At 63.4% G+C, this 24,404-nt stretch carries 22 protein-coding genes; 10 read left to right on the top strand and 12 right to left on the bottom strand.

Going from position 1 to position 24,404, the window contains the following annotated elements; all coding sequences use genetic code 11:
- Positions 1–5: 5 nt before the first annotated feature.
- The 3 genes from NKH12_RS09655 to NKH12_RS09665 form a co-directional block, all read right to left on the bottom strand.
- Positions 6–965: an ABC transporter permease gene (locus NKH12_RS09655; protein WP_023796836.1), complete on the bottom strand. Its 960-nt coding sequence runs from the start codon at positions 963–965 to the stop codon at positions 6–8.
- Between the two features lie 16 nt (positions 966–981).
- Entirely contained in the window at positions 982–2,571 is a 1,590-nt protein-coding gene (locus NKH12_RS09660; RefSeq protein ID WP_352952895.1) for an ABC transporter substrate-binding protein, read from the bottom strand.
- A 157-nt stretch (positions 2,572–2,728) separates the two neighbouring features.
- Positions 2,729–4,714, bottom strand: coding sequence for a CocE/NonD family hydrolase (locus NKH12_RS09665; protein ID WP_352952896.1), 1,986 nt, complete (start codon positions 4,712–4,714; stop codon positions 2,729–2,731).
- A gap of 186 nt (positions 4,715–4,900) precedes the next feature.
- Here NKH12_RS09665 and NKH12_RS09670 point away from each other — a divergent pair, with 186 nt between their 5' ends.
- Both NKH12_RS09670 and NKH12_RS09675 read left to right on the top strand, forming a co-directional pair.
- Positions 4,901–5,149, top strand: coding sequence for a BrnT family toxin (locus NKH12_RS09670; RefSeq protein ID WP_352952897.1), 249 nt, complete (start codon positions 4,901–4,903; stop codon positions 5,147–5,149).
- On the top strand, positions 5,136–5,447 hold the full coding sequence (locus NKH12_RS09675; protein ID WP_352952898.1) for a BrnA antitoxin family protein: 312 nt from the start codon (positions 5,136–5,138) through the stop codon (positions 5,445–5,447). Before NKH12_RS09670 ends, NKH12_RS09675 begins: the two co-directional genes overlap by 14 nt.
- 10 nt (positions 5,448–5,457) lie before the next feature.
- Here NKH12_RS09675 and NKH12_RS09680 read toward each other — a convergent pair whose 3' ends face one another.
- The 4 genes from NKH12_RS09680 to puuE are packed head-to-tail and all read right to left on the bottom strand — an operon-like array spanning position 5,458 to position 8,878.
- Positions 5,458–6,051 carry a nucleoside deaminase gene (locus tag NKH12_RS09680; RefSeq protein ID WP_352952930.1) on the bottom strand — a complete coding sequence of 198 codons (594 nt, stop codon included), beginning with the start codon at positions 6,049–6,051 and terminating at the stop codon, positions 5,458–5,460.
- Entirely contained in the window at positions 6,051–6,554 is a 504-nt protein-coding gene (locus NKH12_RS09685; RefSeq protein WP_352952899.1) for an ureidoglycolate lyase, read from the bottom strand. Before NKH12_RS09685 ends, NKH12_RS09680 begins: the two co-directional genes overlap by 1 nt.
- A complete protein-coding gene (locus tag NKH12_RS09690; protein WP_502910772.1) occupies positions 6,551–7,399 on the bottom strand; it encodes a bifunctional allantoicase/(S)-ureidoglycine aminohydrolase in 849 nt (282 codons plus the stop codon). Before NKH12_RS09690 ends, NKH12_RS09685 begins: the two co-directional genes overlap by 4 nt.
- A gap of 45 nt (positions 7,400–7,444) precedes the next feature.
- On the bottom strand, positions 7,445–8,878 hold the full coding sequence (gene puuE / locus NKH12_RS09695; protein ID WP_352952901.1) for an allantoinase PuuE: 1,434 nt from the start codon (positions 8,876–8,878) through the stop codon (positions 7,445–7,447).
- A 174-nt stretch (positions 8,879–9,052) separates the two neighbouring features.
- On the opposite strand from puuE, the gene uraH reads away from it, so the two are divergent.
- From uraH to xdhC, 4 genes are all read left to right on the top strand, one after another.
- A complete protein-coding gene (gene uraH, locus NKH12_RS09700) occupies positions 9,053–9,427 on the top strand; it encodes a hydroxyisourate hydrolase (RefSeq protein WP_352952902.1) in 375 nt (124 codons plus the stop codon).
- 3 nt (positions 9,428–9,430) lie between these two features.
- A complete protein-coding gene (xdhA, locus tag NKH12_RS09705; protein ID WP_352952903.1) occupies positions 9,431–10,912 on the top strand; it encodes a xanthine dehydrogenase small subunit in 1,482 nt (493 codons plus the stop codon).
- Positions 10,912–13,260 carry a xanthine dehydrogenase molybdopterin binding subunit gene (gene xdhB, locus NKH12_RS09710; protein ID WP_352952904.1) on the top strand — a complete coding sequence of 783 codons (2,349 nt, stop codon included), beginning with the start codon at positions 10,912–10,914 and terminating at the stop codon, positions 13,258–13,260. Before xdhA ends, xdhB begins: the two co-directional genes overlap by 1 nt.
- Before the next feature lie 65 nt (positions 13,261–13,325).
- Positions 13,326–14,321, top strand: coding sequence for a xanthine dehydrogenase accessory protein XdhC (gene xdhC, locus NKH12_RS09715; RefSeq protein WP_352952931.1), 996 nt, complete (start codon positions 13,326–13,328; stop codon positions 14,319–14,321).
- A gap of 57 nt (positions 14,322–14,378) precedes the next feature.
- Here xdhC and NKH12_RS09720 read toward each other — a convergent pair whose 3' ends face one another.
- The 3 genes from NKH12_RS09720 to NKH12_RS09730 all read right to left on the bottom strand — a co-directional run bounded on the left by NKH12_RS09720 (position 14,379) and on the right by NKH12_RS09730 (position 17,659).
- The gene (locus tag NKH12_RS09720; protein WP_352952905.1) at positions 14,379–15,644 is read right to left on the bottom strand and encodes an LLM class flavin-dependent oxidoreductase; all 1,266 of its coding nucleotides are present in this window, start codon (positions 15,642–15,644) and stop codon (positions 14,379–14,381) included.
- Complete coding sequence (locus NKH12_RS09725) at positions 15,641–16,663, bottom strand: LLM class flavin-dependent oxidoreductase (protein WP_352952906.1); 1,023 nt, start codon at positions 16,661–16,663, stop codon at positions 15,641–15,643. The genes NKH12_RS09720 and NKH12_RS09725 overlap by 4 nt, the downstream gene beginning before the upstream one ends.
- A 75-nt stretch (positions 16,664–16,738) precedes the next feature.
- Complete coding sequence (locus NKH12_RS09730; RefSeq protein ID WP_352952907.1) at positions 16,739–17,659, bottom strand: LysR family transcriptional regulator; 921 nt, start codon at positions 17,657–17,659, stop codon at positions 16,739–16,741.
- A 139-nt stretch (positions 17,660–17,798) separates the two neighbouring features.
- On the opposite strand from NKH12_RS09730, the gene NKH12_RS09735 reads away from it, so the two are divergent.
- The 4 genes from NKH12_RS09735 to NKH12_RS09750 all read left to right on the top strand — a co-directional run bounded on the left by NKH12_RS09735 (position 17,799) and on the right by NKH12_RS09750 (position 22,168).
- On the top strand, positions 17,799–19,016 hold the full coding sequence (locus tag NKH12_RS09735) for a urate hydroxylase PuuD (protein ID WP_352952908.1): 1,218 nt from the start codon (positions 17,799–17,801) through the stop codon (positions 19,014–19,016).
- Between the two features lie 2 nt (positions 19,017–19,018).
- Complete coding sequence (gene guaD / locus NKH12_RS09740) at positions 19,019–20,332, top strand: guanine deaminase (protein WP_352952909.1); 1,314 nt, start codon at positions 19,019–19,021, stop codon at positions 20,330–20,332.
- Between the two features lie 70 nt (positions 20,333–20,402).
- Positions 20,403–20,906 carry a heme-degrading domain-containing protein gene (locus tag NKH12_RS09745; protein WP_352952910.1) on the top strand — a complete coding sequence of 168 codons (504 nt, stop codon included), beginning with the start codon at positions 20,403–20,405 and terminating at the stop codon, positions 20,904–20,906.
- Positions 20,903–22,168, top strand: a complete 1,266-nt coding sequence (locus NKH12_RS09750) for a glycerate kinase type-2 family protein (protein WP_352952911.1) — start codon at positions 20,903–20,905, stop codon at positions 22,166–22,168. Before NKH12_RS09745 ends, NKH12_RS09750 begins: the two co-directional genes overlap by 4 nt.
- A gap of 2 nt (positions 22,169–22,170) precedes the next feature.
- Here the strand turns inward: NKH12_RS09750 and NKH12_RS09755 are convergent, their stop codons facing one another.
- A complete protein-coding gene (locus NKH12_RS09755; protein ID WP_352952932.1) occupies positions 22,171–22,902 on the bottom strand; it encodes a UdgX family uracil-DNA binding protein in 732 nt (243 codons plus the stop codon).
- Positions 22,903–22,979: 77 nt separating this feature from the next.
- Positions 22,980–24,401 (bottom strand): glutamine synthetase family protein, encoded by a 1,422-nt coding sequence (locus tag NKH12_RS09760; protein ID WP_352952933.1) that lies wholly within the window; start codon positions 24,399–24,401, stop codon positions 22,980–22,982.
- Between the last annotated feature and the right edge of the window lie 3 nt (positions 24,402–24,404).

Below are 24,404 nucleotides of genomic sequence, written 5' to 3' on the forward strand. Positions count from 1 at the left end.
CTCCCCTATTTCGGATGTCTGAGACGCGGATTGGCGACGATCGCCGCTATGTCCGCAATGATGTTCAAGCTGATGTAGACGGCGGCGAAGATCAGGCCGACCGCCTGCACCACCGGCACGTCGCGCTTGGTGACGTGGTCGACGAGATATTGCCCCATGCCCGGGTAGACGAAGATCACCTCGACCACGACGACGCCGACGATGAGATAGGCGAGGTTGAGCATGACGACATTGATGATAGGCGCAATCGCATTGGGGAAGGCATGCCTGCGGATGACGGCGAAGGCCGAGAGTCCCTTGAGCTCGGCGGTTTCCACATAAGCCGACTGCATGACATTGAGGATCGCGGCGCGCGTCATGCGCATCATGTGGGCGAGCACCACCAGCGTCAGTGCCGCCGCCGGCAGCATGATAGCCTGCATGCGCTCGCCGAAAGGCATTCCGTCATAGACGGTCGAGATGCCGGGAAAGATCTGGTACTTCACGGCAAAGAAATAGACGAGCACATAGCCGATGAAGAATTCGGGAAACGATGTCGAGGCAAGCGCCAGCCCGGAGATCAGCTTGTCGACCCAGCCATTGCGGTAACGCACCGCAATCAGGCCAAGAATGATCGCCAGCGGCACGGCCACGACCGCCGCCCAGAAGGCGAGGAACAGCGTGTTCCACAACCGCCCCTTGATCGACGTCGCAATATCCTGCCCGCTCGACATCGCGGTGCCGAGGTCGCCGGTCACGACGCCGCCGAGCCAGCGGAAATAGCGGATAAAGGCCGGATCGTTGAGGCCGAGCTGCTCGCGCAGATTGGCGAGCGACTCAGGCGTCGCCGACTGTCCGAGGATGGCTTGCGCGACGTCGCCGGGCAGGATCTGAGTGCCGGCGAAGATCAGGACCGATACGGCCAACAGCAGGAGGATGCCCAGCGCAATGCGCTGGGCCACCAGTTTCACGATGGGTGAGGACATATCCGCAAGGCCGGGCTCAGGCTTCGAGCCAGCACTTTGCCAGAGCGTACCCGTTCATCAGCTCCTGATGCGGATCGTCGACCCAGCCGGCAACCTTGGCGCCCGTCGCATCGATGAACTGGTTGAACATCGGCAGGATCAGGCCACCTTCGTCGCGGACGAGCATCGCCATGTCGCGATACATCGCCTTGCGCTTGGCTTCGTCGAGCTCGGCGCGGGCCGCCAGCACCATCTTGTCGAACTCGGGACGCTTGAAACGCGTGTCGTTCCAATCGGCCGTCGACAGATAGGCGGTCGAATACATCTGGTCCTGCGTCGAGCGGCCGCCCCAGTAGGAAGCGCAGAAGGGCTGCTTGTTCCAGACCTCCGACCAGTAGCCGTCGCCGGGTTCGCGCTTGATCTCCAGCGTGATGCCGGCCTTGGCCGCGCTCTGCTGGAACAGCTGCGCGGCATCGACGGCGCCTGGGAAGGCGACGTCCGATGTCCTGAGCAGGACGGTGCCGTCATGGCCAGACTTCTTGAAATGGAACTTGGCCTTGTCGGGATCGTATTTGCGCTGCTCGATGTCCTCGGAAAACAGCGGATAGGCCGAGTTGATCGGGAAGTCGTTGCCGAGCGAGCCATAGCCTCTGAGGATCTTGTCGAGCATCTCCTCGCGGTCGATCGCCAGCTTCAGCGCCATGCGCAAATCGTTGTTGTCGAACGGCTCCGTGTTGCAATGCATGATGAACACGTAGTGGCCGGGTCCGGCATGGTTGCGGATGGTGACGCCGGGCAGACGCTTGATCAGATCGACGATCTTCGGCTCGACACGGTTGATCATGTTGACCTGGCCGCCCTGCAGCGCCGAGGTGCGCGCGGTGGCATCGTTGATGACGATGATTTCGATCTGGTCGGCATGGCCCATCTTGTCGGCCTGCCAGTAATTGGCGAAGCGCTCGCCGCCGTGGCGCACGCCGGGCTCGTTGGTGGTTACCTTGTAAGGTCCGGCCGAGATGCCGGCGTCAGCCTTGTCCTTGCCGCCATCGGGCTGGACGATCAAATGGTAGTCGCTGAGCAGATAGGGCAGGTCGGCATTGGCTTCCTTCAGCGTCAGCACGACTTCCTTGCCGCTGGCCTTGATGCTCTCGATGCCCTTCATGTAGCCGAGCGCGCCGGACTTCGACTTCTCGTCCGAATGGCGTTCGAGTGTGGCGGCCACGTCCTCGGCGGTCACCGTCTTGCCATTGTGGAATTCGACGCCGTCGCGAATCTTCAGCGTCCAGACCTTGGCGTCGTCCGACGAGCCGATCTCCTCGGCGATGCGGTTCTCGAGAGTGCCTTCCGGGGAAAGCTCGACGATCAGTTCGCCCCACATCTTGCCGAAGGCGAACGGAACCTGCGTCATGAACAGGGCCGGATCGAGGCTGTTGGTGGACTCGCCGCCGACCAGGCCGGCCTTCAGCGTGCCGCCCTTGACCGGACCCGCGGCGCGTGCCGCACTTGAAAGCAGCGAGTTGGCGAAGGTCGCGGTGACGCCGAGCGCTGCCGCCCGGCCGAGAAAATCACGACGGCTCAGTTTGCCGGATGCGACGCGCCGGCTAAGAAATTCCAGTTCGTTCCACATGTTGAGTTCCTCACTCTGTTGGTTCGACCTTATGGTCGTTTTTTTATGGTTTCTTGTGAGGAGAATAATGACCGCAAGGGAACGCCGTAAGCAAGACCGAATGCGACATGCCGTGGCGTAAATCGTACGTCGCATTTGGACCAATCCGCATAAGCGCTCAAAGCAGAGCGCGCGGGATTTTCTCTTCGAAATTGCGCTCGAAAACCAGTTTCTCACCTTCGTAGGCTTCGATTCTGGCGCTAACCATGAAGTTTTGCGCGTCGCACCGCATCTCGGCTGATGTTTCGGTGCGCACCGACCATCCATTTCGCGACAGCGTCTGGGTCCAGTGCGTCTTGCCCGAGGCCGACAGCGGATTGTCAGGATGGATCGCCCATGTCTCACGGGCAATGCTGCCGTTGGCGAGGCCATGCTCCAGATCGCGCACCTCGCCGAAATCGTCGACGATGGAAAGCGTGACGATTCCGGTCTTTTCGTCGCGATCGACATGACGTTCTGAATTGGCGGCGCGGATCGTTTCGGTTGCCCAGGGCGATGCTGCTTCTGGTGAAGCGAAACCGACTTCATCGCCTTGCGCCGGCGGGCGCAGCGGCAGCTTCAGCGTTGCCGCCGACAGGTCGAGCCGGACTGGCTCCGGCGATGGCCAGATCATCGGCCAGTAGGCGTTCGAAACGGCAATACGCAGGCGGTGACCTGATGGCACGCGATAAGCGCATTGGTCGAGCACGACCACGGCGCTGACGGTTTCGCCCGGCACCAGCGCTTCGGGAAATTCGTGCGAATTGTGGTGCGTCAGGTTGAGCACGCCGTAGGAGATCAGCTCCGATGCGCCGTCGGGATGCACGTCGCATAGCCGGATCGCGATGTTCGTCTGGCGCCGGTCCGCCGAGACCCGGACCCGCACCTCAGGCGCGCCGACAATATCGATCGCTTCGGTCAGCACCGGCTGGTCGAAACACACCGACAGCGCATCATCGGGGCGCTGATCGCCGGGCAGTTCCGGGCCAAAGGTAAAGGGAAAATATTCGCCGCCGGCGAGACCGCAGCTTTGCGGCGAAGCGACGATAGCCGGCTTGCTGCCTTCTGCAATCAGCTCGACTTCCTGCGTCTTGATATCAGGCGACGGCCACGCCGGTTCCGCCACCCAGCGGCCCGGCCGTTCGGGATGCCAGCGCGCGGGGCGGACGCTGTCCATGACATAGGCGCGGTAGGCGGGGTCGGCGTCGACGCCGGTGTCGATGCCCTTCAGCCAGCGGTCCCACCAGCGCAAGGCTTCCTGCAGGAAACCGATGGCGGGCTTTGGTGCCGCATAATGGGGGTATTTGTGAATCCAGGGACCGACGATGCCCTTGACCGGCGCCTCGATGTTCGTGGCGAGGTGGGAAATGGTGTTGCGGTAGCCGTCATGCCAGCCGCCGATCGACAGCACCGCAGCCTTGACGGCGGAAAAGTCCTCGCAGATCGAGCCGCGCTTCCAATAGGCGTCGCGATGCTGGTGCTTCAGCCAAAGCGGCGCCAGGAAGGGCTGGTTTTCCAGCCGGGTCAGCCACAGGTCGCGCCATCTGGTGTCGCCGGCCAGCAGCGGGTCCGGCGGCCGCGAGGAATAGGACAGCATTGTCGAGGCCCAGCCGAAATTCTCGATCAGCAGGCAGCCGCCCTTGTAGTGGATGTCGTCGGCGTAGCGGTCGACGGTCGAGCACAGGCTGATGACCGCCTTCAGCGCCGGCGGCTGCTTGGCTGCAGTCTGCAGGCAATTGAAGCCGCCCCAGGAGATGCCCATCATGCCGACATTGCCGTTGCACCAGGGCTGGGCCGCCGCCCAGGCGATCACGTCGCAAGCATCCTGCAGTTCCTGCTCGGAATATTCGTCGTCCATCAGCCCTTCGGAATCGCCATTGCCGCGCATGTCGACGCGAATCGAGGCGTAGCCGTGGCCGGCGAAATAGGGGTGCGTCAGCTGATCGCGAAAGATGGTGCCGTCGCGCTTGCGGTAGGGCAGATGCTCGAGGATCGCCGGCACCGGATCGTCGCCGGCATCGGCCGGCATCCACACCCGCGCCGACAGCCGGCAGCCGTCCGGCATGACGATGCCCATATCCGGAAACTCGACGACCTTGCGGGGAAATTCAGTGACAGTTTTCATGCGGGCTCTCCAGGCTGCCAGTGAGGCATGAAGCGCGTACGGCATGAAGTCAAACCGGCGACGGCCCATGTCGCTGCGACGACGATTGGGCGGGACCACACTCGGCTTCCATCTTGCGCCGCATCGTTAATTTATGTATTACGTTTATTTGCTTGGATCCGACGCACTGAGGATGGTCTCGCCTGAATGATTTGGGATGAGCCGAAGCGTGTGACGAACCTCGAAAATCGGGGTCTCGACTTCGCCAAACTCGATATTGAGTTTTTTGCGACCGCGATCGTCCTCCCAGCCAAAGCTGGCTGGCTCAAAGCGATTGGCGAACTCAGGGAGACTATTCTCGCCGTGATTTTCAGGCCGCTTGGTTCCGAAGCGATTTCGGTGATCTCGATGCGTCGTGCCAGCCGAAAGGAGAGGTCAGTATATGAGCAATCGTAAATCTCACATTCGACCGCTCACCGATGAGGAGGAAGCGGAAATCCAAAGACAAATTGCGGTTGATCCCGACGACGCGGAGGCAACCGACGAACAGCTGGCGCAAGCCAAGCCTTTCGCGGAAGTGTTTCCGGAACTTTTCGAGAGCATAAGGCGTGCGCGTGGCCGGCCGGCCGTGGAGAAGCCCAAGCAAGTTGTGTCCATACGTTTGGATCAGGATGTCATCAGCAAATTCAAGGCGACCGGCAAAGGCTGGCAAGCCAGGATAAATGAGGTGCTGAAGAAAGCGAAGGTAGGCTAGGCAACCCGCCTCAATTCAGCGGAATATCGTTCTCGGCCTTGCTTGCCTGGTAGGCGCCTGACAGTTCGTCGTAGCGAGCGGAGATTTTTCCGATCCGCGTTTCCAGCCGCTGGCGCTCGGCCTCGGGCAACGACCGCACCAGTCTGCGGATCGAAAAACTCTTCCAGTAGGCATTCTCGGCATTGTAGCCGCCGGGGTCGAGAGTGAAGACCTCCTTCAGGATCTTCAGGTCGTGCGGGATGGCAAAGCTGTCGCGCGAATCCTCGTGGCTGAACAAATAGTAGAAATTATCGAAGCCGGTCCAGGTGATTGCCGACAGGCAAAGCGAGCAGGGTTCGTGCGTGGCGAGGAAGATCGCGTCCTTGGTGTCGACGCGCTCGGCCTTCGGCATTTCGTAGAACCGCTTCAGGCAGTGCACCTCGCCATGCCAGAGCGGATTTTCCGTCTCGTTGTTGGTTTCGGCGAGCACCAGCGAGCGGTCGTCCTTTCTCAAGATCGCCGCGCCGAACAGCTTGTTGCCATGGGCGACGCCTTCGGCCGTCTTCGGCACGATGCCATGCTCGATGACGTCGAGCAGGCGGTCGATCAGCGAGACGTCGGCCATCATGCGGTCCCATTGGGAAGATCGATCTCGTAAGCGTGCGAGAAATGGCACTCTTCGAGGTTGAAGCCGTCGCCACCGCGATCGACGACGAGAAAATCCTGGACCTCGCCGATCGGCGTCAGCACGCCGTGCCATCGGTTGCGTGGGTAATTGACGCCTTGCCCAGGCGCGGTGATGAAGGCGTGCGGCTCACCCGGACCGTCTTGGCCATCATGGCAAACGACGACCAGGAACGGCCGTGGCGACAGCGGGATGAAAGCCTGGCTGCCGAAAGGGTGACGCTCGACCATGGTCAGCTTCAGCGGAAAATCGTACGGCGTGCCGCGCACCATGGAGATCAGAACGCGGGCATTCGGTCCCTGTGCCTCGGCAGTGGCGAGGTCGTGGTAGCGCTCGGTCTTGCCGCCATTGATCGGATAGTGGTTGTCACCGCCCATTTCGATGACGTCGCCGAATTCAGCGAAGTTCTCGCGGGTCAGCGGCCGCGCCACGATGCGGCTCATCGCGCGCGACTCGCGACGCCGGCGCCGCCAAGCTTGGCATGCCGGTTGACGTCCTTGTAGAGCAGGTAGCGGAATTTTCCGGGACCGCCGGCATAGCAGGCCTGCGGGCAGAAGGCGCGCAGCCACATATAGTCGCCGGCCTCGACCTCGACCCAGTCCTGGTTGAGGCGGTAGACCGCCTTGCCCTCCAGCACGTAGAGGCCATGCTCCATGACATGCGTCTCGGCGAAGGGGATGACCGCTCCCGGTTCGAGCGTGACGATGGTGACATGCATATCGTGGCGCATGTCCTCAGGATCGACGAAGCGGGTCGTCGCCCACCGACCGTCGGTGCCGGGCATCGGACTCGGTGCAACGTCTTGCTCGTTGGTGAAGAAGGCCTGCGGCGTATCGATGCCCTCGACGGCGTCGTAGGCTTTTCGGATCCAGTGGAAACGGACAGCAGCACCGCTCTCGTTGCGAACGGTCCACCCGCTGGCCGGCGGCAGGAAAGCAAAGCCGCCCGGCTGCAGGACATGTTTCTCGCCAGCCAGCAAAACGGTCAGCTCGCCCTCGACTACGAACAAGGCGCCCTCGGCGCCGGCATCCGGTTCCGGCCAATCGCTGCCGCCGCCGGGTGCGACCTCGACGATATATTGCGAAAACGTCTCGGCAAAACCCGAGAGCGGGCGCGACAGCACCCAGACGCGGGTCTTGTCCCAGAACGGCAAGGCGCTGGTGACGATGTCCTGCATCACCCCCCGTGGAATGACGGCATAGGCCTCGGTGAAGACGGCCCGGCCGGTCAGCAGCTCGCTCTGGCCGGGGTGGCCGCCATGCGGCGCGTAATAGGTTCGGTCGGCCATTTTCGTCATATCCATCAGTTCAAAGCCTATTGCGGGAGCCAAAACCTATTGCGGGAGCATGTCCTTGAGGCGAAACAGCGCGATGCGCTCGACCTGTTTGCAGGCGGTGTCGAATTCAACGTCGTGACTGTTGCCGATGCGCGCCTCGAACTCAGCCAGGATTTCCGCCTTGGTCTTGCCTTTCACCGCAATGATGAAGGGAAAGCCAAAGGAAGTAACGTAGGCGGCATTGAGTTTTGAGAACAGCTCGCGCTCCTCGTCGGTCAGTGCGTCGAGCCCGGCGGAAGCCTGTTCTCTGGCCGACTCCGCCGTTAGCCGCTTGGCCTGCGCCAATTTGCCGGCAAGGTCGGGATGGGCGTTGAGCACGGAGAGCCGCTCGGCCTCGCTGGCGCCGCGAAAGACACGGCACAGCGCATTATGGAGGCCGCCGGCGCTGTCATGCGCCGGGCCGAGTTCCAGTTCGTAGGCGCGCTCGGCGATCCACGGCGAATGCTCGAACACGCGCCCGAAAGCCTGGACGAAAGCCTCGAATTCCATTTTCGACGGGCGCAGCGCCGGCGGCCGGAACGCGTGGGTCTGTTGCCAGTGCCTGGCGATGTCGATGCGCCGCGCCAGCCAGACCCTGTCGTGCGATTTGACGTAGTCCACGAAGCGCTTCAGCGCCGCGACCCGGCCGGGGCGCCCGACGAGGCGGCAGTGCAGGCCGATATTCATCATGCGCGGCCGCCCTTCCTTCCCCTCGGCATAGAGCGTGTCGAAACTATCCCTGAGATAGGCGAAGAACTGGTCGCCCGAGTTGAAGCCCTGCGGCGTGGCGAAACGCATGTCGTTGGCGTCGAGCGTGTAGGGGATGATGAGCTGCGGCTTCACCGACCCGTCCGGCCCGTCATGCTCGAACCAGTAGGGCAACTCGTCGTCATAGGTGTCCGACACATAGTCGAAGCCGCCTTCTTCCGCCGCCAGCCGCACGGTGTTGATCGACGTGCGGCCGGTGTACCAGCCGGTCGGCCGTGCCCCAGTCACCTCGTAGTGCAACTGGATCGCCTGTTCCATGTCGCGGCGCTCGTCCTCCGGCGCATGGTCGCGGTAGTCGATCCATCTCAGCCCGTGCGAGGCGATTTCCCAGCCGGCCTCCTGCATCGCTGCGATCTGGTCGGGCGACCGCGCCAGCGCGGTGGCGACGCCATAGCAGGTGACCGGCACCTCAGCCTCGGTGAACAGGCGCAGCAATCGCCAGAAGCCGGCGCGCGCGCCATATTCGTAGATCGATTCCATGTTCCAGTGACGCTGCCCGGGCCAGGGTGCGGCGCCGACGATCTCGGACAGGAAGGCCTCCGAAGCCATGTCGCCATGCAGGACGCAGTTTTCGCCGCCTTCCTCGTAATTGACGACGAACTGCACCGCCACATGCGCCCCACCAGGCCATTTCGGATCCGGCGGATTGGCGCCGTAGCCGCGCATGTCTCGTTCGTACCGCATCGTCGCTCCTGCCGGATAGTGTGATCAGGATAGTCCAAAGGGCCGCTTGCGCATTCCCCCGAAAATTTTTGAAAGTGTTTTTGCAGCACTTCACTCGACCGGGACTTATGCATCGCCTTTAATTGGCGCACAATTCGTCAACATATTCGACCGTACCAGGAATGGGAGCAGCCAGTGGCGGAAACGTCGAAAGCCGAAGGCGGACGTCTGACGACCCATGTCCTCGACACCGCGACCGGCAAGCCGGCGGCAGGCCTGTCGATCGAGCTCTATCGCATCGACGGCGACATGCGGTCGCATCTGAAGACGGCGGTCACCAATGCCGACGGCCGCTGTGACGCGCCGCTGCTTGCCGACGCGGAATTCCGCACCGGCGAATATGAGCTGGTCTTCGCGGCCGGCGACTATCTGCGCCGGCAGGGATTGAGGCTGCCGGAACCGGCCTTCCTCGACAGCGTGCCGATCCGCTTCGGCATGGCCGAGCCGGTGCACTATCATGTGCCGCTGCTCATATCGCCCTACGGCTATTCGACCTATCGGGGAAGCTGAGACATGGCCGGGTTCAAGACACGTAATGAGATACGCTTCATCCTCAATGGCGAGGATATTGCGCTGACCGCGGTCGCGCCTGAGGAGACCTTGCTCGACTGGCTGCGCCTCGAGCGCACGCTACGCGGCACCAAGGAAGGCTGCGCCGAAGGCGATTGCGGTGCTTGCACCGTGTTGGTCGGAAGGCTGTCAGCCGGCCGGCTGGTCTATGAAAGCGTCAATGCCTGCATCCGCTTCCTCGGCTCGCTCGATGGCACGCATGTCGTGACAGTCGAGCATCTGCGCGGCGACGGCGATAAACTGCACCCCGTGCAGCAGGCGATGGTCGATTTCCACGGCTCGCAGTGCGGCTTCTGCACGCCGGGTTTCGTCATGTCGCTTTACGCCTTGTGGATGAGGGCGCCGGAGCCTTCGGATGCGGCCATCGAAAAGGCGCTGCAGGGCAATCTCTGCCGCTGCACCGGCTACGAGGCGATCGTGCGGGCGGCACGTGCCATCTCCAGCTATGGCAAGGCGGCTAAGGACCCGCTAGCGGCAGAGCGCGAGGCCATCACGGCCAAGCTTGCGGCCATGAAGGATGGTTCGCGTATCGAGATCGGCGCCGGCAAGCAGCGGCTGGTCGTGCCGGCCAATGTCGACGATCTCGCCGCCGTGCTCGACAAGGAGCCGGGCGCCACCATCGTCGCCGGTTCCACCGATGTCGGCCTTTGGGTGACCAAGCACATGCGCGAGATTTCGCCGGCGATTTTCATCGGAAATCTCGACGGGCTCTGCGCTATCTCCGAAGACAAGGGCATCATCTCGATCGGTGCTGGTGTCACCTACACCGAGGCGTTCTCGACGCTGGCGAAACGCATCCCGGCGCTCGGGCCGCTGTTCGATCGTATTGGCGGCGATCAGGTGCGCAATATGGGCACGATCGGCGGCAACATCGCCAATGGCTCGCCGATCGGCGACACGCCGCCGCCGCTGATCGCACTCGGTGCGCGGCTGACGCTGCGCCGGGGCAACAAGCGGCGGACGATCCCGCTTGAAGACTTCTTCATCGCCTATGGCAAGCAGGATCGGCAGCCGGGCGAGTTCGTCGAGGCCGTGCATGTCCCGGTACCCGCGAAAGGCACGAAGTCTGCGGTCTACAAGATTACCAAGCGTCGCGACGAGGACATCACCGCAGCACTTGGCGCGTTCCTGCTGGCGCTGGCCAGCGACGGCACAGTGGCGGACATCCGCATCGCCTATGGCGGCATGGCGGCAACGCCGAAGCGGGCTTTTGGCGTGGAAAAGGCGCTGCTCGGCAATCCCTGGACGGAGGCGACGGTCGAGGTGGCGATGGCCGAGTACGCCAAAGACTTCACCCCGCTGACCGACATGCGGGCGAGCGCCGAATACCGGGCGTTGGCGGCGCGGAACCTGCTGCTGCGCTTCTTCGCCGAGACCAGCGGCACCAAGGCACCGATTCAGGTGTCGCGCCACGAGGCGGCTTGATGACCACGCACGCTCCCAACCTTAAGGCGCAAAAAATTTCCGGTGGCGTTGCCACCGACCAGCGCCATGATTCCGCGCACAAGCATGTCCGCGGCACGGCCGTCTATATCGACGACATGCCGGAATCGGCAGGTACGCTGCATGGCTGCCTTGGGCTTTCGACGGCCACGCACGCCACCATCGCCAGCATGGACCTGTCGGCGGTACGCGCTGCGCCCGGTGTCGTCGACGTGCTGACGGCCAGCGACGTGCCGGGTGAAAACGATATTTCGCCGACCGGCCGTCATGACGAACCGGTGCTTGCCGACGGCAAGGTGCAGTTCTTCGGCCAGCCGATCTTCTGCGTCATCGCCGAAACCCGCGAGCAGGCGCGCCGCGCCACAACGCTGGCCAAGGTCGAATCCAAGGAATTGCCTTTCGTCACCGACATCGGTGTCCTCGATGCCAGGAAGGACAAGCTGGTCACGCCGCCGCTGACCCTGAGGCGCGGCGATGCAGCGGCTGCGATCAAGGCGGCGCCGCGCCGGCTGAAGGGAAAAATGCGCATCGGCGGTCAGGACCATTTTTATCTCGAAGGCCAGATCGCCATGGCCATCCCCGGCGAGGACCAGGACGTCACCATCTATTCCTCGACCCAGCATCCGAGCGAAATCCAGCACATGGTCAGCCATGCGCTCGGCGTGCCAAGCCATGCGGTGACGGTGGAGATCCGCCGCATGGGCGGCGCTTTCGGCGGCAAGGAAACGCAAGGCAACCAGTTTGCCGCGCTCGCGGCGATTGCTGCGAAAAAACATCATCGCGCGGTGAAAATCCGGCCTGATCGTGACGATGACATGATCGCCACCGGCAAGCGCCACGACTTTCTGGTCGATTACGAGGTCGGCTTCGACGACGACGGCAATATCCTAGGCGTCGATTTCATGTTCGCGGCGCGCTGCGGCTTCTCGGCGGACCTTTCAGGCCCGGTCACCGATCGCGCGCTTTTCCATTGCGACAACACCTATTTCTGGCCGGCGGTGCACGCGCAATCGGCACCGCTCTACACCAACACCGTGTCGAACACCGCCTTCCGCGGCTTCGGCGGGCCGCAAGGCATGGTCGGGGCCGAGCGTGTCATCGACGAGGTCGCCTTTGCCGTTGGCAAGGACCCGCTCGAGATCCGCAAGAAGAACTTTTATGGTACCAGCGACCGCAACATCACGCCTTATCACCAGACGGTCGAAGACAATATTATCCACCGCATCGTCGCCGAGCTGGAGGCGAGTTGCGACTATGCAAGGCGTCGCCGCACCATTGAAGCTTTCAACGCCAACAGCCGCTTCATCAAGCGTGGACTGGCGCTGACGCCGGTCAAGTTCGGCATCTCGTTCACCGCAACGCATTACAACCAGGCCGGCGCGCTGGTGCATGTCTACACCGACGGATCGGTGCATCTGAACCATGGCGGCACCGAAATGGGGCAGGGCCTCTACGTCAAGGTGGCGCAGGTTGTGGCGGAAGAATTCCAGATCGACCTCGACCAGGTCAAGATCACCGCGACGACGACTGGCAAGGTGCCGAACACTTCGGCCACGGCCGCCTCGTCCGGTTCCGACCTCAACGGTATGGCGGCGCAGAACGCCGCCCGGCAGATCAAGGAGCGGTTGACCAACTTCGCCGCCGAAAAATACCAGGTGCCGCGCGACCAGGTGCTATTCCTGCCCAACCGGGTGCGCATCGGCAACCAGGAAATCGCCTTCGCCGATCTCGTCAGGCAGGCTTATATGGCGCGTATCCAGCTTTCGGCGGCGGGCTTCTACAAGACGCCGAAAATTCACTGGGATCGCGACAAGGGCGAGGGCCGCCCCTTCTATTATTTCGCCTACGGCGCCGCGTGCTCGGAAGTGTCGATCGACACGCTGACCGGCGAATACATGGTCGAGCGCACCGACATCCTGCACGAGACCGGCCGCTCGCTGAACCGCGCCATCGACCTTGGCCAGGTCGAAGGCGGCTTCATCCAGGGCATGGGATGGCTGACGACGGAGGAGCTTTGGTGGGACGACAAGGGCCGGCTGCGCACCCATGCGCCGTCGACCTACAAAATCCCATTGGCCTCCGACCGGCCGAAGATATTCAACGTGACTTTGGCCGACTGGCCGGAAGCGAGCGAGCCGACGGTGCACCGCTCCAAGGCGGTCGGCGAGCCGCCGCTTCCCCTCGGCATGTCGGTGCTGCATGCGCTGTCGGATGCGGTGGCGAGCGTTGCCGACCACAGGATTTGTCCGCGCCTCGACCCACCGGCGACGCCGGAGCGGGTGCTGATGGCGATCGAACGGCTGAAGGAGGAGGCCAAGGCCGGCACGTGAATCCAGCCTCGGAGCGTGCAATTCAGGCCGAAAAACTCTATATTTCCCGACAGGGAATGCGAATGATGAACGCGAAAGTGCAAAGCCTGAAAGCCTTTCTTGCCGGCGCCGACCGGGGCGCCCTGGTCGAAGTGGCGGCAACGAAAGGTTCGACGCCGCGTGAGAAGGGCGCCTTCATGCTCGTCTCGGGCGCGGCAAGTTTTGGCACGATCGGCGGCGGCCAACTCGAATACATGGCAATCGACAAGGCGCGTCAGATGCTTTTCTCCCCCCTTGAGGGGGAGATGGCCGCGGAGCGGCCAGAGGGGGTCGGTAGAGGGAGCACGCGACCTAAGAAAATGTCGAGCACTGCCGCGGCGACCCCACCCGACGGCTTCGCCGCCACCCTCCCCTCAAGGGGGAGGGGTGTCAGCGCCACGCTCGACATCCCGCTCGGGCCGGAGATCGGGCAATGCTGCGGCGGCAGGGTCGAGGTGTTGATCCGGCTGGTCGATGCTGCGTTGGCGCAAGAGCTGATTGCGGCCGCGGAAGCCGAGGACGCTCAACTGCCGCATGTCTATATCTTCGGCGGCGGTCATGTCGGCCAGGCGTTGGCGTCGGCGGTGACCTTGCTGCCGGTCCGTGTCGTCGTTGTCGAGACGCGGGTCGAGGCGCTGGAGGGCATGCCGGACACTGTCGAAACCAGCCTGACGCCTATGCCGGAGTCGATGGTGCGGAATGCGCCTGCTGGCGCCGCCTTCGTCATCCTCACCCACGACCACGCGCTGGATTTCCTGATCGTCGCCGAGGCGCTGAAACGCAGGGATGCCGCCTATGTCGGCATGATCGGCTCGAAGACCAAGAAGGCGACGTTCAGGAGCTGGTTCCTGAAATCGGCGGACGGCAGCGAGGCGGAATTTGCCCGCCTCGTCTCGCCGATCGGCGGCGATGCGGTCAAGGACAAGCGACCGCAAGTGATCGCGGCATTTGTGGCGGCCGAGATCATGACGGCGCTGGCCGCCTATGCTGGCGCGCGAGCCGCTCCGCACCCCGCCTCTCGCGGCAAGGCAATGGCCGGCTGACGGCCAATATCCCACCGAGGTGCATTTTTGCGCAGGCGCGCTTCCGTAGCGTGCTGCTCACATCGGTAGTTTCAGACCCAGATGGTCGCGCAACGTGGTCCCTTCATAGTCCTTGCGGAACAGGCCGCGCCGCTGCAGCTCCGGCACGACAAGCGCGGCAAAGGCGTCGAGCTCACCGGGGAAATAAGAAGGCATGACGTTGAAACCGTCAGCCGCGCCGCCCTCGAATCGTGCTTCGAGCTCGTCGGCGATCTGAGCCGGCGTGCCGACGACGCGCCAATGGCCGCGCGCGCCAGCGAAATGGCGCGCAAGCTGGCGAATGGACAGGTTATCACGGCGTGACTGCTCGATGACGAGAGCCTGCCGGCTCTGCATGCCTTCGCTGGCCGGCAGCTCCGGCAACGGCCCGTCGATGGGGTAGCGCCACAGATCGGAAATGCTGAGATAGCTAGAAAGCAGCGCCACGCCGACATCGTCGGGAATCAGCTCCTGCAGCTCCTCATGTTTTGCCCTGGCCTCCGCTTCGGTTGCCGCCACGATCGGCGCGACACCCGGCATGATCTTGACGTCGTCCGGTTCGCGCCCATAAACCACAAGACGCCTCTTGAGATCGGTGTAGAAGGCCTTCGCCTCTTCGAATGTCTGCGCCGCCGTGAACACGACGTCGGCGGTCCGGGCGGCGAGGTCCCGGCCGACATCCGAGGCGCCGGCCTGAACCATCACTGGCGCGCCCTGGGGAGAACGCGGCAGATCGAGCGGGTCGCGGACCGAAAAGCTCTGGCCGTCGTGACCACGTCCGGAAACCCCGTCGGGCGTGCCTCGCCAGAGTGCGGTAACCACGGCAGCGAATTCGCGCGCCCGCTCATAGCGGTCCGCATGTGGGCGCAGGCCAGTCGAGCCAAAATTGGCGGCTTCGATGTGGCTGGCGGAAGTAACCAGGTTCCAGCCGGCGCGCCCGCTGCTCAGATGGTCGAGCGACAAGAAGGTCCGCGCCAGCCCGTAAGGCTCGTTGTAGCTCGTCGATGCCGTGGATACGAGGCCGATGTGGCTGGTCTGGACCGCAAGAGCCGAAAGCAGGCTGATCGGCTCGAAGCCGATCGAGCGTGACGTCTGGCTGGCGATATTGACATTGGCCTCGCGAACGCCGGCGGCGTCCTCGCAGAAGAGCATATCGAATTTCGCCGACTCCGCGGTCCGCGCCAGCTGGATGTAATGGTCGATGTCGACACCCGCCGTCACACGCGCCTGCGGATGGCGCCAGGCCGCGATGTGGTGGCCTGTCGCCCACAGAAAGGCGCCGAGTTTCATCTGACGGGCGGTCATTGTCCCTCCTCCCCGGCAAGTCCGAGATGGGAGCGCAGCGTCGCACCGGGATAATCCGGCCGGAGAAGGCCGCGGCGACGAAGCTCCGGCAGCACGTGATCGACGAAGTCGTCGAGCACAGAAAGCACCGGCGGCATGAGTATGTTGAAACCGTCGCAGCTATTCGATCGAAAGCGCTCTTCGAGCCTGTCGGCAATCCCGTCCGGCCTGGCGGCCGTTTCAGCACCCGGTGCGACGTTCATCAGCACCTTTATCACGCCCGGACCGCGCCCGAGCGCGATCGCGCGGCGCTTCAGATCGTCGGCCTTCGCGCCCGCGGCCGATGGCTCGTCGAGCAGGATTACATCGGCGAAGCGGGCGGCGATCTCCATGTCGGGCTCCGACAGGCCTGACATGACGAGCACCGGGCTATCCTGCGGTGAGCGCGCTACGTTCAGTGGCCCGCGCACAGAGAAAAACTCGCCCTTGTGGTCGAGCAGGTGCACCTTTTCGGGATCGAAGAAACGGCCGCCGCTTTTGTCGAACAGCAGTGCGTCCGCATCCCAGCCTCGCCACAAGCCTTGAACGATGCCGATGAATTCCTCCGCGCGTCGGAGGAAATCGTCGCGGGAAAACCCTTCCGGACGGCTGAAATTGGCCGCCTCGCGCGGATCCGGGACCACGGTCGCGTTCCAGCCGGAACGACCATGGCTGATGATGTCGAGCGAGGCGAAACGGCGCGCCAGATTGTAGGGCTGGTGAGCAGCCGTTGACGCCGCGGCGACGAGGCCGATCCTGCTGGTCACCGTCGCCAGCGCCGCCAGCAGGGTCGTCGCTTCGAAGGGAACTTGCCGGTTCGGTGCGTCGCCGCCTGCAACCGGCGCGGAATCGGCAAGAAGCACCATGTCCAGCCCAGCTGCTTCGGCCTTTTGCACGAACCGGGCCAGAAGGCTGAAATCCAGACCGGCGTCGGATGGAGGGGAAAGAGCGCTTTCCGGAAACAGTGAAACGGCGAGATGCATTTTGGCACCGCTGGCCATCGGGCTTCCCTGGTGAGTGAATTCCGCAGGGACTATCTTCGGCGGCTGGACGGAAAGCAACCGGCCAGCCGGCGATCATTTGCCTGCCAGAATATCCTTGATCAGCCGTTGGCAGCGCTCGGCCATGAAGTCGAGCAGCAGCCGCACCTTCGGGTCCTGCAGCTTCTTGTGCGGGTAGACGGCGGCGAACTGCACCGGTGTCGGCGGCGTGTCGGGCAGGATCACCTTCAGTCGCTGGTCGCGGATGAACGGCTCGACCTCGAAGCGCGGCTTGTTGATGATGCCGCGGCCCGACAGCGCCCAGCCGGTCAGCACGTCGCCATCGTCCGTGTCATAGGGTCCGTGCACTTCGAATTTCCGCGGGCCGTCGGCCGTGTGCAGCGTCCACACATATTCACGCGCGCCGGAATAGCGCAGCATCAGGCAGTCGTGCTTCTTGCCAATCAATTCTTGCGGCTCGGTCGGCTCACCGCGCACCTCAAGATATTTCGGCGCCGCCACCAGCACCCGCTCGCATTCCATGATGCCGCGCATCCTGAGGCTGGAATCCTCGATAATGCCCAGCCGGAAGGCGACATCGATGCCTTCCTTCATGATGTCGACATTGTGGTCTGAAAGCCTCAGCCGTACCTCGATGTCAGGGTATTTGTCGTGGAAATCGGGGATGCCCGACGCCACCAGCCGGCGGCCGAGGCCGAGCGGCGCTGTCACCTTGATGGTGCCGCGCGGCTGGCCGGACAAAGCGCTGACCGCGGCTTCCGCCTCGGTGATCGCCTCAAGCACCTGCTTGGCGCCGGAGTAGAACACGGTGCCGTGCTCGGTCGGCATCAATTGCCGCGTCGTGCGGTTGAACAGCCTGACACCAAGATGTTTTTCGAGCTCCTTGATACGGTTGGAGGCGACCGCCGGCGAAATGCGCATGTCGCGGCCAGCGGCCGACAGATTGCCGAGCTCGACGACGCGGACGAAAACGGCGATGTTGTCGAGATAGGCCATACGGATTCGTGGCTCTCATGCGGCAGCGTGTAACGAGCCTAGTATTTTCCATTTTTTTTTGAAAGTCATCGTGCAGCTCGGCCCTTTCCGTTTGCGCTCCAGTCCGTAAAGTCACCCAATCGGCAGGGACGACTTTTCAATGTTGGATTTCGCGATTTTCTGGGACTGGCTGAGTTTCGCCGTGCGCTGGCTGCATGTCGTCACCAGCATTGCCTGGATCGGCTCGTCCTTCTATTTCGTCGCGCTCGATCTCGGCCTGCGCCAGCGTCCGGGCATGCCCGCTGGCGCTTTCGGCGAGGAATGGCAGGTGCACGGCGGCGGTTTCTACCACATCCAGAAATATCTGGTGGCGCCAGCCGAAATGCCCGAACACCTGACTTGGTTCAAATGGGAATCCTACGCCACCTGGCTGTCCGGCTTTGCCATGCTGTGCGTGGTCTATTATGCCGGGGCGGACCTCTTCCTGATCGACCCCAACGTGCTGGCCATGTCGGTGCCCACAGGCATCTTGCTGTCGCTAGCGACAATCGGCATCGGCTGGGTGGTCTACGATCTCTTATGCCGATCGCCGCTCGGCAACAGCGATACCGGCCTGATGTTGGTGCTCTATGGCGTGCTGGTGTTCATCGCCTGGGGTCTTACCCATCTGTTCACCGGCCGCGCCGCCTTCCTGCATCTTGGCGCCATCACCGCGACGATCATGTCGGCCAATGTCTTCATGGTCATCATCCCGAACCAGAAGATCGTCGTCGCCGACCTGATCGCCGGCCGCAAGCCCGATCCGAAATACGGCAAGATCGCCAAGCAGCGCTCGCTGCACAACAATTACCTGACGCTGCCCGTTCTGTTCCTGATGCTGTCGAACCACTACCCACTGGCGTTCGGCACCGAGTTCAACTGGGTGATCGCCTCGCTGGTGTTCGCCATCGGCGTGCTGATCCGGCACTATTTCAACACCATCCATGCGCGCAAGGGCAACCCGACCTGGACCTGGCTGGCGGCCGCCGTCCTGTTCGTCGTCATCATCTGGCTGTCGACGGCGCCGAAAGTGCTGACCGGCGAAGTCAAGGCGTCCTCGGCGGCACAGGTCTATGTCGCCTCGGCGCATTTTCCCGCGGTGCGCGACACGGTGCTTGGCCGTTGCTCGATGTGCCATGCGCAAGAGCCGTCCTACGAGGGCATCTACCATGCGCCAAAAGGTGTGATGCTCGACACGGACGCCGGTATCGCCGAGCAAGCCCGCGAGATCTACCTGCAAGCCGCCCGCAGCCACGCCATGCCGCCGGCCAATGTCACCCATATCACCGACAAGGAACGGGCGCTGCTGGTGGCATGGTTCGAGGAGGCAGGGAAATAAGCATGACCAGCACACTCCTGCGCGGCCGCACGCTGTCCTTCCTGCGCTGGCCTGAGACCGTCGACGACCATTCCGCCTGGCTTTACGAAGACGACGGCGGCTTGCTGCTCCGCGACGGCAGGATCGCTGCCGCGGGCGCCTATGCCGAGGTCGAGAAAAAGGCTGATGAAGGCGTAAAAAAGATCGACCACCGCCCGCATCTGCTGCTGCCGGGCTTCATCGACGCGCATGCGCATTTTTCGCAGATGCAGGTCATCGCTTCTTACGGCGCCGAGTTGCTCGACTGGCTGAACACCTACACTTTTCCCGAGGAAACCAAATTCCAGAACGCGCAGCATGGCCGCCGCGTCGCCAGACTGTTTCTCGATGAGATGGTGCGTCATGGCACGACGACAGTCGCCGCCTATTGCTCGGTCCATAAGGAGTCTGCCGAAGCGTTCTTCGCCGAGTCGCATGACCGCAACATGCTCAACATCGCCGGCAAGGTGATGATGGATCGCCACGCGCCGGAAGGGGTGCTCGACACGCCGCAATCGGCCTACGACCACAGCAAGGCGCTCATCGCCGAGTGGCACGGCAAGGGGCGCCAGCACTATGCCATCACGCCGCGCTTTGCCATCACCTCGTCACCCGAGCAGTTGGAAATGGCGGGCGCGCTCTGTCGCGAATATCCCGATCTGCATATGCAGACGCATCTGTCGGAAAACCACGCCGAGATCGCCTTTACGCTGCAACTCTATCCGCAGGCACACGACTATACCGATGTCTACGAGCACTATGGGCTGCTGGGACGCAAAAGCCTGTTCGGCCACTGCATCCATCTGTCGGAACGCGAGGCGGATGCGCTCTCGGATACGGGCTCCGTGGCGGTATTCTGTCCAACCTCGAACCTGTTCCTCGGCTCGGGCCTGTTCAATTATCAGCGCTACCGCACGCGTGACAAAGCTCTCCGCATCGCCGCCGCCACCGATGTCGGCGGCGGCACCAACTATTCGATGCTGCGCACCATGGACGAGGGCTACAAGGTGATCGCGCTGAACGGCGAAAAGCTCAACCCGTTCCAGTCGTTCTGGCAGCTCACCCGCGGCAATGCCGAGGCGCTGTCGATCGTAGAAAGGACCGGCACGCTAGACCTAGGCAGCGATGCCGACATCATCGTCCTCGATGCCCGCGCCACGCCGGCCATGCGGCTGCGGATGGAGACGGCGGACACGCTGGCGGAGGAACTGTTTCTGCTGCAGACGCTGGGCGACGACCGCGCCGTGCGCGAGGTCTATGTCGCCGGACGGGCGGCAAAAACGGATATGGCGGTTTAGCTATCCCACACGTCCCGGCTTGACCCGGCGGCAGCCATCGGTCAAAGCGTGGAGTTGACAGGGGAACGACATGGCCGTTGCGGACGATATCGCTCTGATCCAGAAACAGGAAGCCACGCTTGTCTTCCCCGCCTTCGATGAGGCTGTCGCCTTCAAGATCGGCTCGGCGATCCGCGACCGGGCGCTAGCCGAGAACCTGCCGATCATCGTCGATGTCAGAACCTTCGACCGGCCACTGTTCTACGCGGCGATGCCAGGCTCGAACGCTTCCAATCCGGATTGGGCACGGCGCAAGATCAACGTGGTGCGGCGGTTTTTGAGAAGCACCTACCGCCTGGTACTGGAGCAACAGCGTCCCGACCGCAGCTTCAAGCCGGGCGAAGGGCTCGACATATCAGACTACGTGCTGGCCGGCGGTGGCTTTCCAGTCACGGTCAGGGGCGCCGGTGTGATCGGCGTGATCGCGGTCTCGGGCCTGCCGGAACGCGAGGATCACGGGGTCGTCGTCGATGCGCTGTGCAGCCATCTCGGCGTCGACGGGCGCCAGTTGGCACTGCCGCCGGAAGCAAAATGACCGTGCTCGATCCCAAGACCTTCCTCACCTCGATCTTCAGTGCCGCCGTCGCCGCTGCCGATCCCCAGAGGACCATCAGGGATCATCTGCCGGGGATGCCGAAAGGGCGCACTATCGTCATTGGCGCTGGAAAAGGCTCGGCGCAGATGGCGGCGGCTTTCGAGAAGGTGTGGGACGGGCCGATCGAAGGGCTGGTCGTCACCCGTTACGGCTACGGCGCGATCTGCCAGCGCGTCGAGATCATCGAGGCGGCGCATCCGGTGCCGGACGCCGCAGGGCTCGAAGCCTCGCGCCGATTGCTCGAAAAGGTGCAGGGGCTGACCGCGGACGATCTTGTCGTGGCGCTCATCTCCGGCGGTGGCTCGGCGCTGATGCCGTCCCCTGCCGAAGGTCTGACGCTGGCCGACGAGATCGCCGTCAACGAGGCGTTGCTCGCCTCCGGCGCGCCGATCGCCGCCATGAACACCATCCGCAAGCATGTTTCCACGATCAAGGGCGGCAGGCTGGCGGCCGCTGCCTACCCGGCCAAGGTGGTGTCGCTCGTGGTCTCCGACATTCCGGGCGACAATCCGGCGCTGGTGGCTTCCGGCCCGACGGTTCCCGATTCCGGCAGCCGTGAAGACGCATTGGCGTCGATCGCCGCCTACGACATTAGACTGCCGGCCTCTGTCATGGCGTATATCAATTCGCCGGCCGCCGATGCGCCACGCGCCGACGATCCGCGTTTTTCGCGCAACGAGGTGCATCTGATCGCCTCGGCCGGCGTGTCGCTGGAGGCGGCTGCGGCCGAAGCCAGGCGCCAAGGTATCGAGGCGGTCATCCTCTCCGATTCCATCGAGGGCGAGGCGCGCGAGGTCGGCGGTGTCCACGCCGCGATCGCGCGTGAGGTCGCGACGCGCAACCGGCCTTTTCCAAAACCGGTGCTGATCCTGTCGGGCGGCGAAACCACGGTGACCGTGCGCACAAAAGGCAAGGGCGGCCGCAACTCGGAATTCCTGCTTGCCTTCGCAATCGGCATCAGCGGCATGGCGGGCGTCCACGCGTTGGCCGCTGACACCGACGGCATCGACGGCTCTGAGGACAATGCCGGGGCCTTCGCCGACGGCTCGACGGTGTCGCGGATGCGGGCGGCAGGCGTCGACGCCAAGGCCATGCTCGCCCGCAACAATGCCTGGACGGCATTCAACGCCGTCGGCGATCTTTTTATGCCCGGCCCGACCGGGACGAATGTTAATGACTTGAGGGCGATCCTGATCAGATAGGTTCAGGCCGCCATCAGCCTCTTCACCGCCTTCATGTCCTGCAGGAACCGCTCGCGCTCGGCCTGTTTGTCCGCCGGCTCGCGAATACGCAGGATGAAGGACGGGTGGATCGTGACGAACACGCGCAAGCCATCATCCCGCTCCACGACCGTGCCGCGCATTTTCATGATCGGCACGACCTTGCCGAGCAGCGACTGCGCCGCCGTTGCGCCGAGCGCCACGGCGAGATTGGGCTTGATCAGATCGAGCTCCTTGTCGAGCCACCAGCGGCAGGCCTGCACCTCGCCGGCATTCGGCTTGGAGTGGATGCGCCGCTTGCCGCGCGGCTCGAATTTGAAATGCTTGACCGCGTTGGTGACATAGACTTTCAGCCGGTCGACGCCGGCATCGTCCAGGATCGCGTCGAAGACTTTGCCGGCCGGACCGACAAAAGGCTTGCCCGCCAGATCCTCCTGGTCGCCGGGCTGTTCACCGACGAAGATCACCTTGGCCTTGTCGGGGCCTTCGCCGAATACTGTCTGTGTCGCGTCGCGCCAAAGCGGGCAGCGGCGGCAGGCTTTCGCCACTTCGCTGAGTTCTAGAACGGTGCGTGCGCCATCGTCTTCCGCCGTCTCAGGCAATTCAGGCTTCGGCCAGCGTCTTGCCTGCACCTTGACGTGGTGCGGCGGATTTGTCTGCATCCTGGCGATCATGGCTGATGCGGCCTTGTCCGCTGCTGCGATCAGATGCGGAATGAGCGAAGCCCCGGAAAGGTTCCTTCAAAATAGCCCGGACCGGGCTTTCGCCGGGAGAATGACACGATGCGATCGCCTCACACCTCGTGCAGATAGAGATGATAATCCAGTTCGCTGACCGTGCGTGCCACCCGCAGATATTCGGATTGCTTGATCGCCACGAACGTCCGGTGCAGGTCTTCGCCCAGCGCTCCTTTGAGGAACGTCGACGCGCGGGCGGCCTCGATCGCGGCGCGCCAGTCCACCGGCATGGTCGTGCGCGTGATTGCCGATTCATAGCCATTGCCGGTGGTTTCGGGGCCCGGGTCGAGGCCTTCGTCGAGACCCTTAGTGATGCCGGCCAGCACCGTTGCCGCGACCAGATATGGGTTGGCGTCGACGCCCGACGGCCGGTGCTCGATGCGCCGGTTTTTCGCATCGCCTGCCGGCACGCGCAGCGCCACCGAGCGGTTGTTGACGCCCCAGGTCGGCGCCACCGGGGCATAGGATTGCGAGACGAAGCGTCGCCATGAATTGGCGTGCGGTGCAAACACCAGCATCGATTCGGCCATAGTCTGAATGAGGCCGCCAAGGCCGCGCAGCAGCGGCAAGGACCAAGTCTCGCCGCTGGCTTCGGCAAAGACGTTGTTGCCGGCCTTGTCCTGCAGTGAGACATGGAAATGCATGCCGGAGCCGGCATATTTCTCGATCGGCTTGGCCATAAAGCAAGCGGTGACGCCGTGGCGGCGCGCCTGCGCCCGCACCAGCCGCTTCAGCATGACGAGGTCGTCGGCCGCCCGCATCACATCCTGGCGATAGTTCAGCGTCAGCTCGTACTGGCCCGGCGCATATTCGGATATGACCGTCTCGGCCGGGATGCCTTGCACCTTGGCCGCGGCATAGATGTCAGAAAACAGCGGCTCCATGCCGTGCAGATGGTCGACGGAATAGACCTCGGTCTTGGCCGAGCGTCGGCCGTCGAGCACCGCGTTCGCCGGCTGCACTTTGCCGTCGGCGTCGCGCTCATTGGCGAGCAGAAAGAATTCGAGCTCGAAGGCGCCGGCCGGATGCAGGCCCTTGGCCGCCAGTATCTCCACCTGACGGGCCAGCGCCAGCCGCGGATCGGAGGACATGGGCTGACCGTCGAGATGATACATCGCCATCAGCACCTGGCCGCGCGGCGGCTGTGTGCCGAACAGCGGCACCAGCGTGCCGGGGATCGGCCATGCCCGCAGGTCGCCGTCGCCGGTCGTCCAGATTAGCCCGGTCTCGTGCACGTCCTCGCCGGTGATGTCGAGGCCGAGGATCGAGATCGGCATATGCCGGCCGCCCTCGAAGATGCTCATCAGTTCGTGCCGGCGCACGATCTTGCCACGCCCGACGCCATTGGCGTCAGTCAGCACGATGTCGAACGCTTCGATCTCGGGATGGGCGTCGAGAAAGGTTTGCGCCTCGGCGGGCGTCGAGCCGGAAGGGGAGGCAATGATGGCGTTCAAAGTTCGCTTGTGCGCTTCTCTCATGTG

The organism is Mesorhizobium sp. M1322, assembly GCF_040318085.1.
In the GTDB taxonomy this organism is placed as follows: Bacteria; Pseudomonadota; Alphaproteobacteria; order Rhizobiales; family Rhizobiaceae; genus Mesorhizobium.

Coding starts and splice junctions, on each gene's coding strand:
- NKH12_RS09655 (WP_023796836.1), bottom strand. CDS start 965: ATGTCCTCACCCATCGTGAAACTGGTGGCCCAGCGCATTGCGCTGGGC.
- NKH12_RS09660 (WP_352952895.1), bottom strand. CDS start 2,571: ATGTGGAACGAACTGGAATTTCTTAGCCGGCGCGTCGCATCCGGCAAA.
- NKH12_RS09665 (WP_352952896.1), bottom strand. CDS start 4,714: ATGAAAACTGTCACTGAATTTCCCCGCAAGGTCGTCGAGTTTCCGGAT.
- NKH12_RS09670 (WP_352952897.1), top strand. CDS start 4,901: ATGATTTGGGATGAGCCGAAGCGTGTGACGAACCTCGAAAATCGGGGT.
- NKH12_RS09675 (WP_352952898.1), top strand. CDS start 5,136: ATGAGCAATCGTAAATCTCACATTCGACCGCTCACCGATGAGGAGGAA.
- NKH12_RS09680 (WP_352952930.1), bottom strand. CDS start 6,051: ATGGCCGACGTCTCGCTGATCGACCGCCTGCTCGACGTCATCGAGCAT.
- NKH12_RS09685 (WP_352952899.1), bottom strand. CDS start 6,554: ATGAGCCGCATCGTGGCGCGGCCGCTGACCCGCGAGAACTTCGCTGAA.
- NKH12_RS09690 (WP_502910772.1), bottom strand. CDS start 7,399: ATGGCCGACCGAACCTATTACGCGCCGCATGGCGGCCACCCCGGCCAG.
- puuE (WP_352952901.1), bottom strand. CDS start 8,878: ATGCGGTACGAACGAGACATGCGCGGCTACGGCGCCAATCCGCCGGAT.
- xdhA (WP_352952903.1), top strand. CDS start 9,431: ATGGCCGGGTTCAAGACACGTAATGAGATACGCTTCATCCTCAATGGC.
- xdhB (WP_352952904.1), top strand. CDS start 10,912: ATGACCACGCACGCTCCCAACCTTAAGGCGCAAAAAATTTCCGGTGGC.
- xdhC (WP_352952931.1), top strand. CDS start 13,326: ATGAACGCGAAAGTGCAAAGCCTGAAAGCCTTTCTTGCCGGCGCCGAC.
- NKH12_RS09720 (WP_352952905.1), bottom strand. CDS start 15,644: ATGACCGCCCGTCAGATGAAACTCGGCGCCTTTCTGTGGGCGACAGGC.
- NKH12_RS09725 (WP_352952906.1), bottom strand. CDS start 16,663: ATGGCCAGCGGTGCCAAAATGCATCTCGCCGTTTCACTGTTTCCGGAA.
- NKH12_RS09730 (WP_352952907.1), bottom strand. CDS start 17,659: ATGGCCTATCTCGACAACATCGCCGTTTTCGTCCGCGTCGTCGAGCTC.
- NKH12_RS09735 (WP_352952908.1), top strand. CDS start 17,799: ATGTTGGATTTCGCGATTTTCTGGGACTGGCTGAGTTTCGCCGTGCGC.
- guaD (WP_352952909.1), top strand. CDS start 19,019: ATGACCAGCACACTCCTGCGCGGCCGCACGCTGTCCTTCCTGCGCTGG.
- NKH12_RS09745 (WP_352952910.1), top strand. CDS start 20,403: ATGGCCGTTGCGGACGATATCGCTCTGATCCAGAAACAGGAAGCCACG.
- NKH12_RS09750 (WP_352952911.1), top strand. CDS start 20,903: ATGACCGTGCTCGATCCCAAGACCTTCCTCACCTCGATCTTCAGTGCC.
- NKH12_RS09760 (WP_352952933.1), bottom strand. CDS start 24,401: ATGAGAGAAGCGCACAAGCGAACTTTGAACGCCATCATTGCCTCCCCT.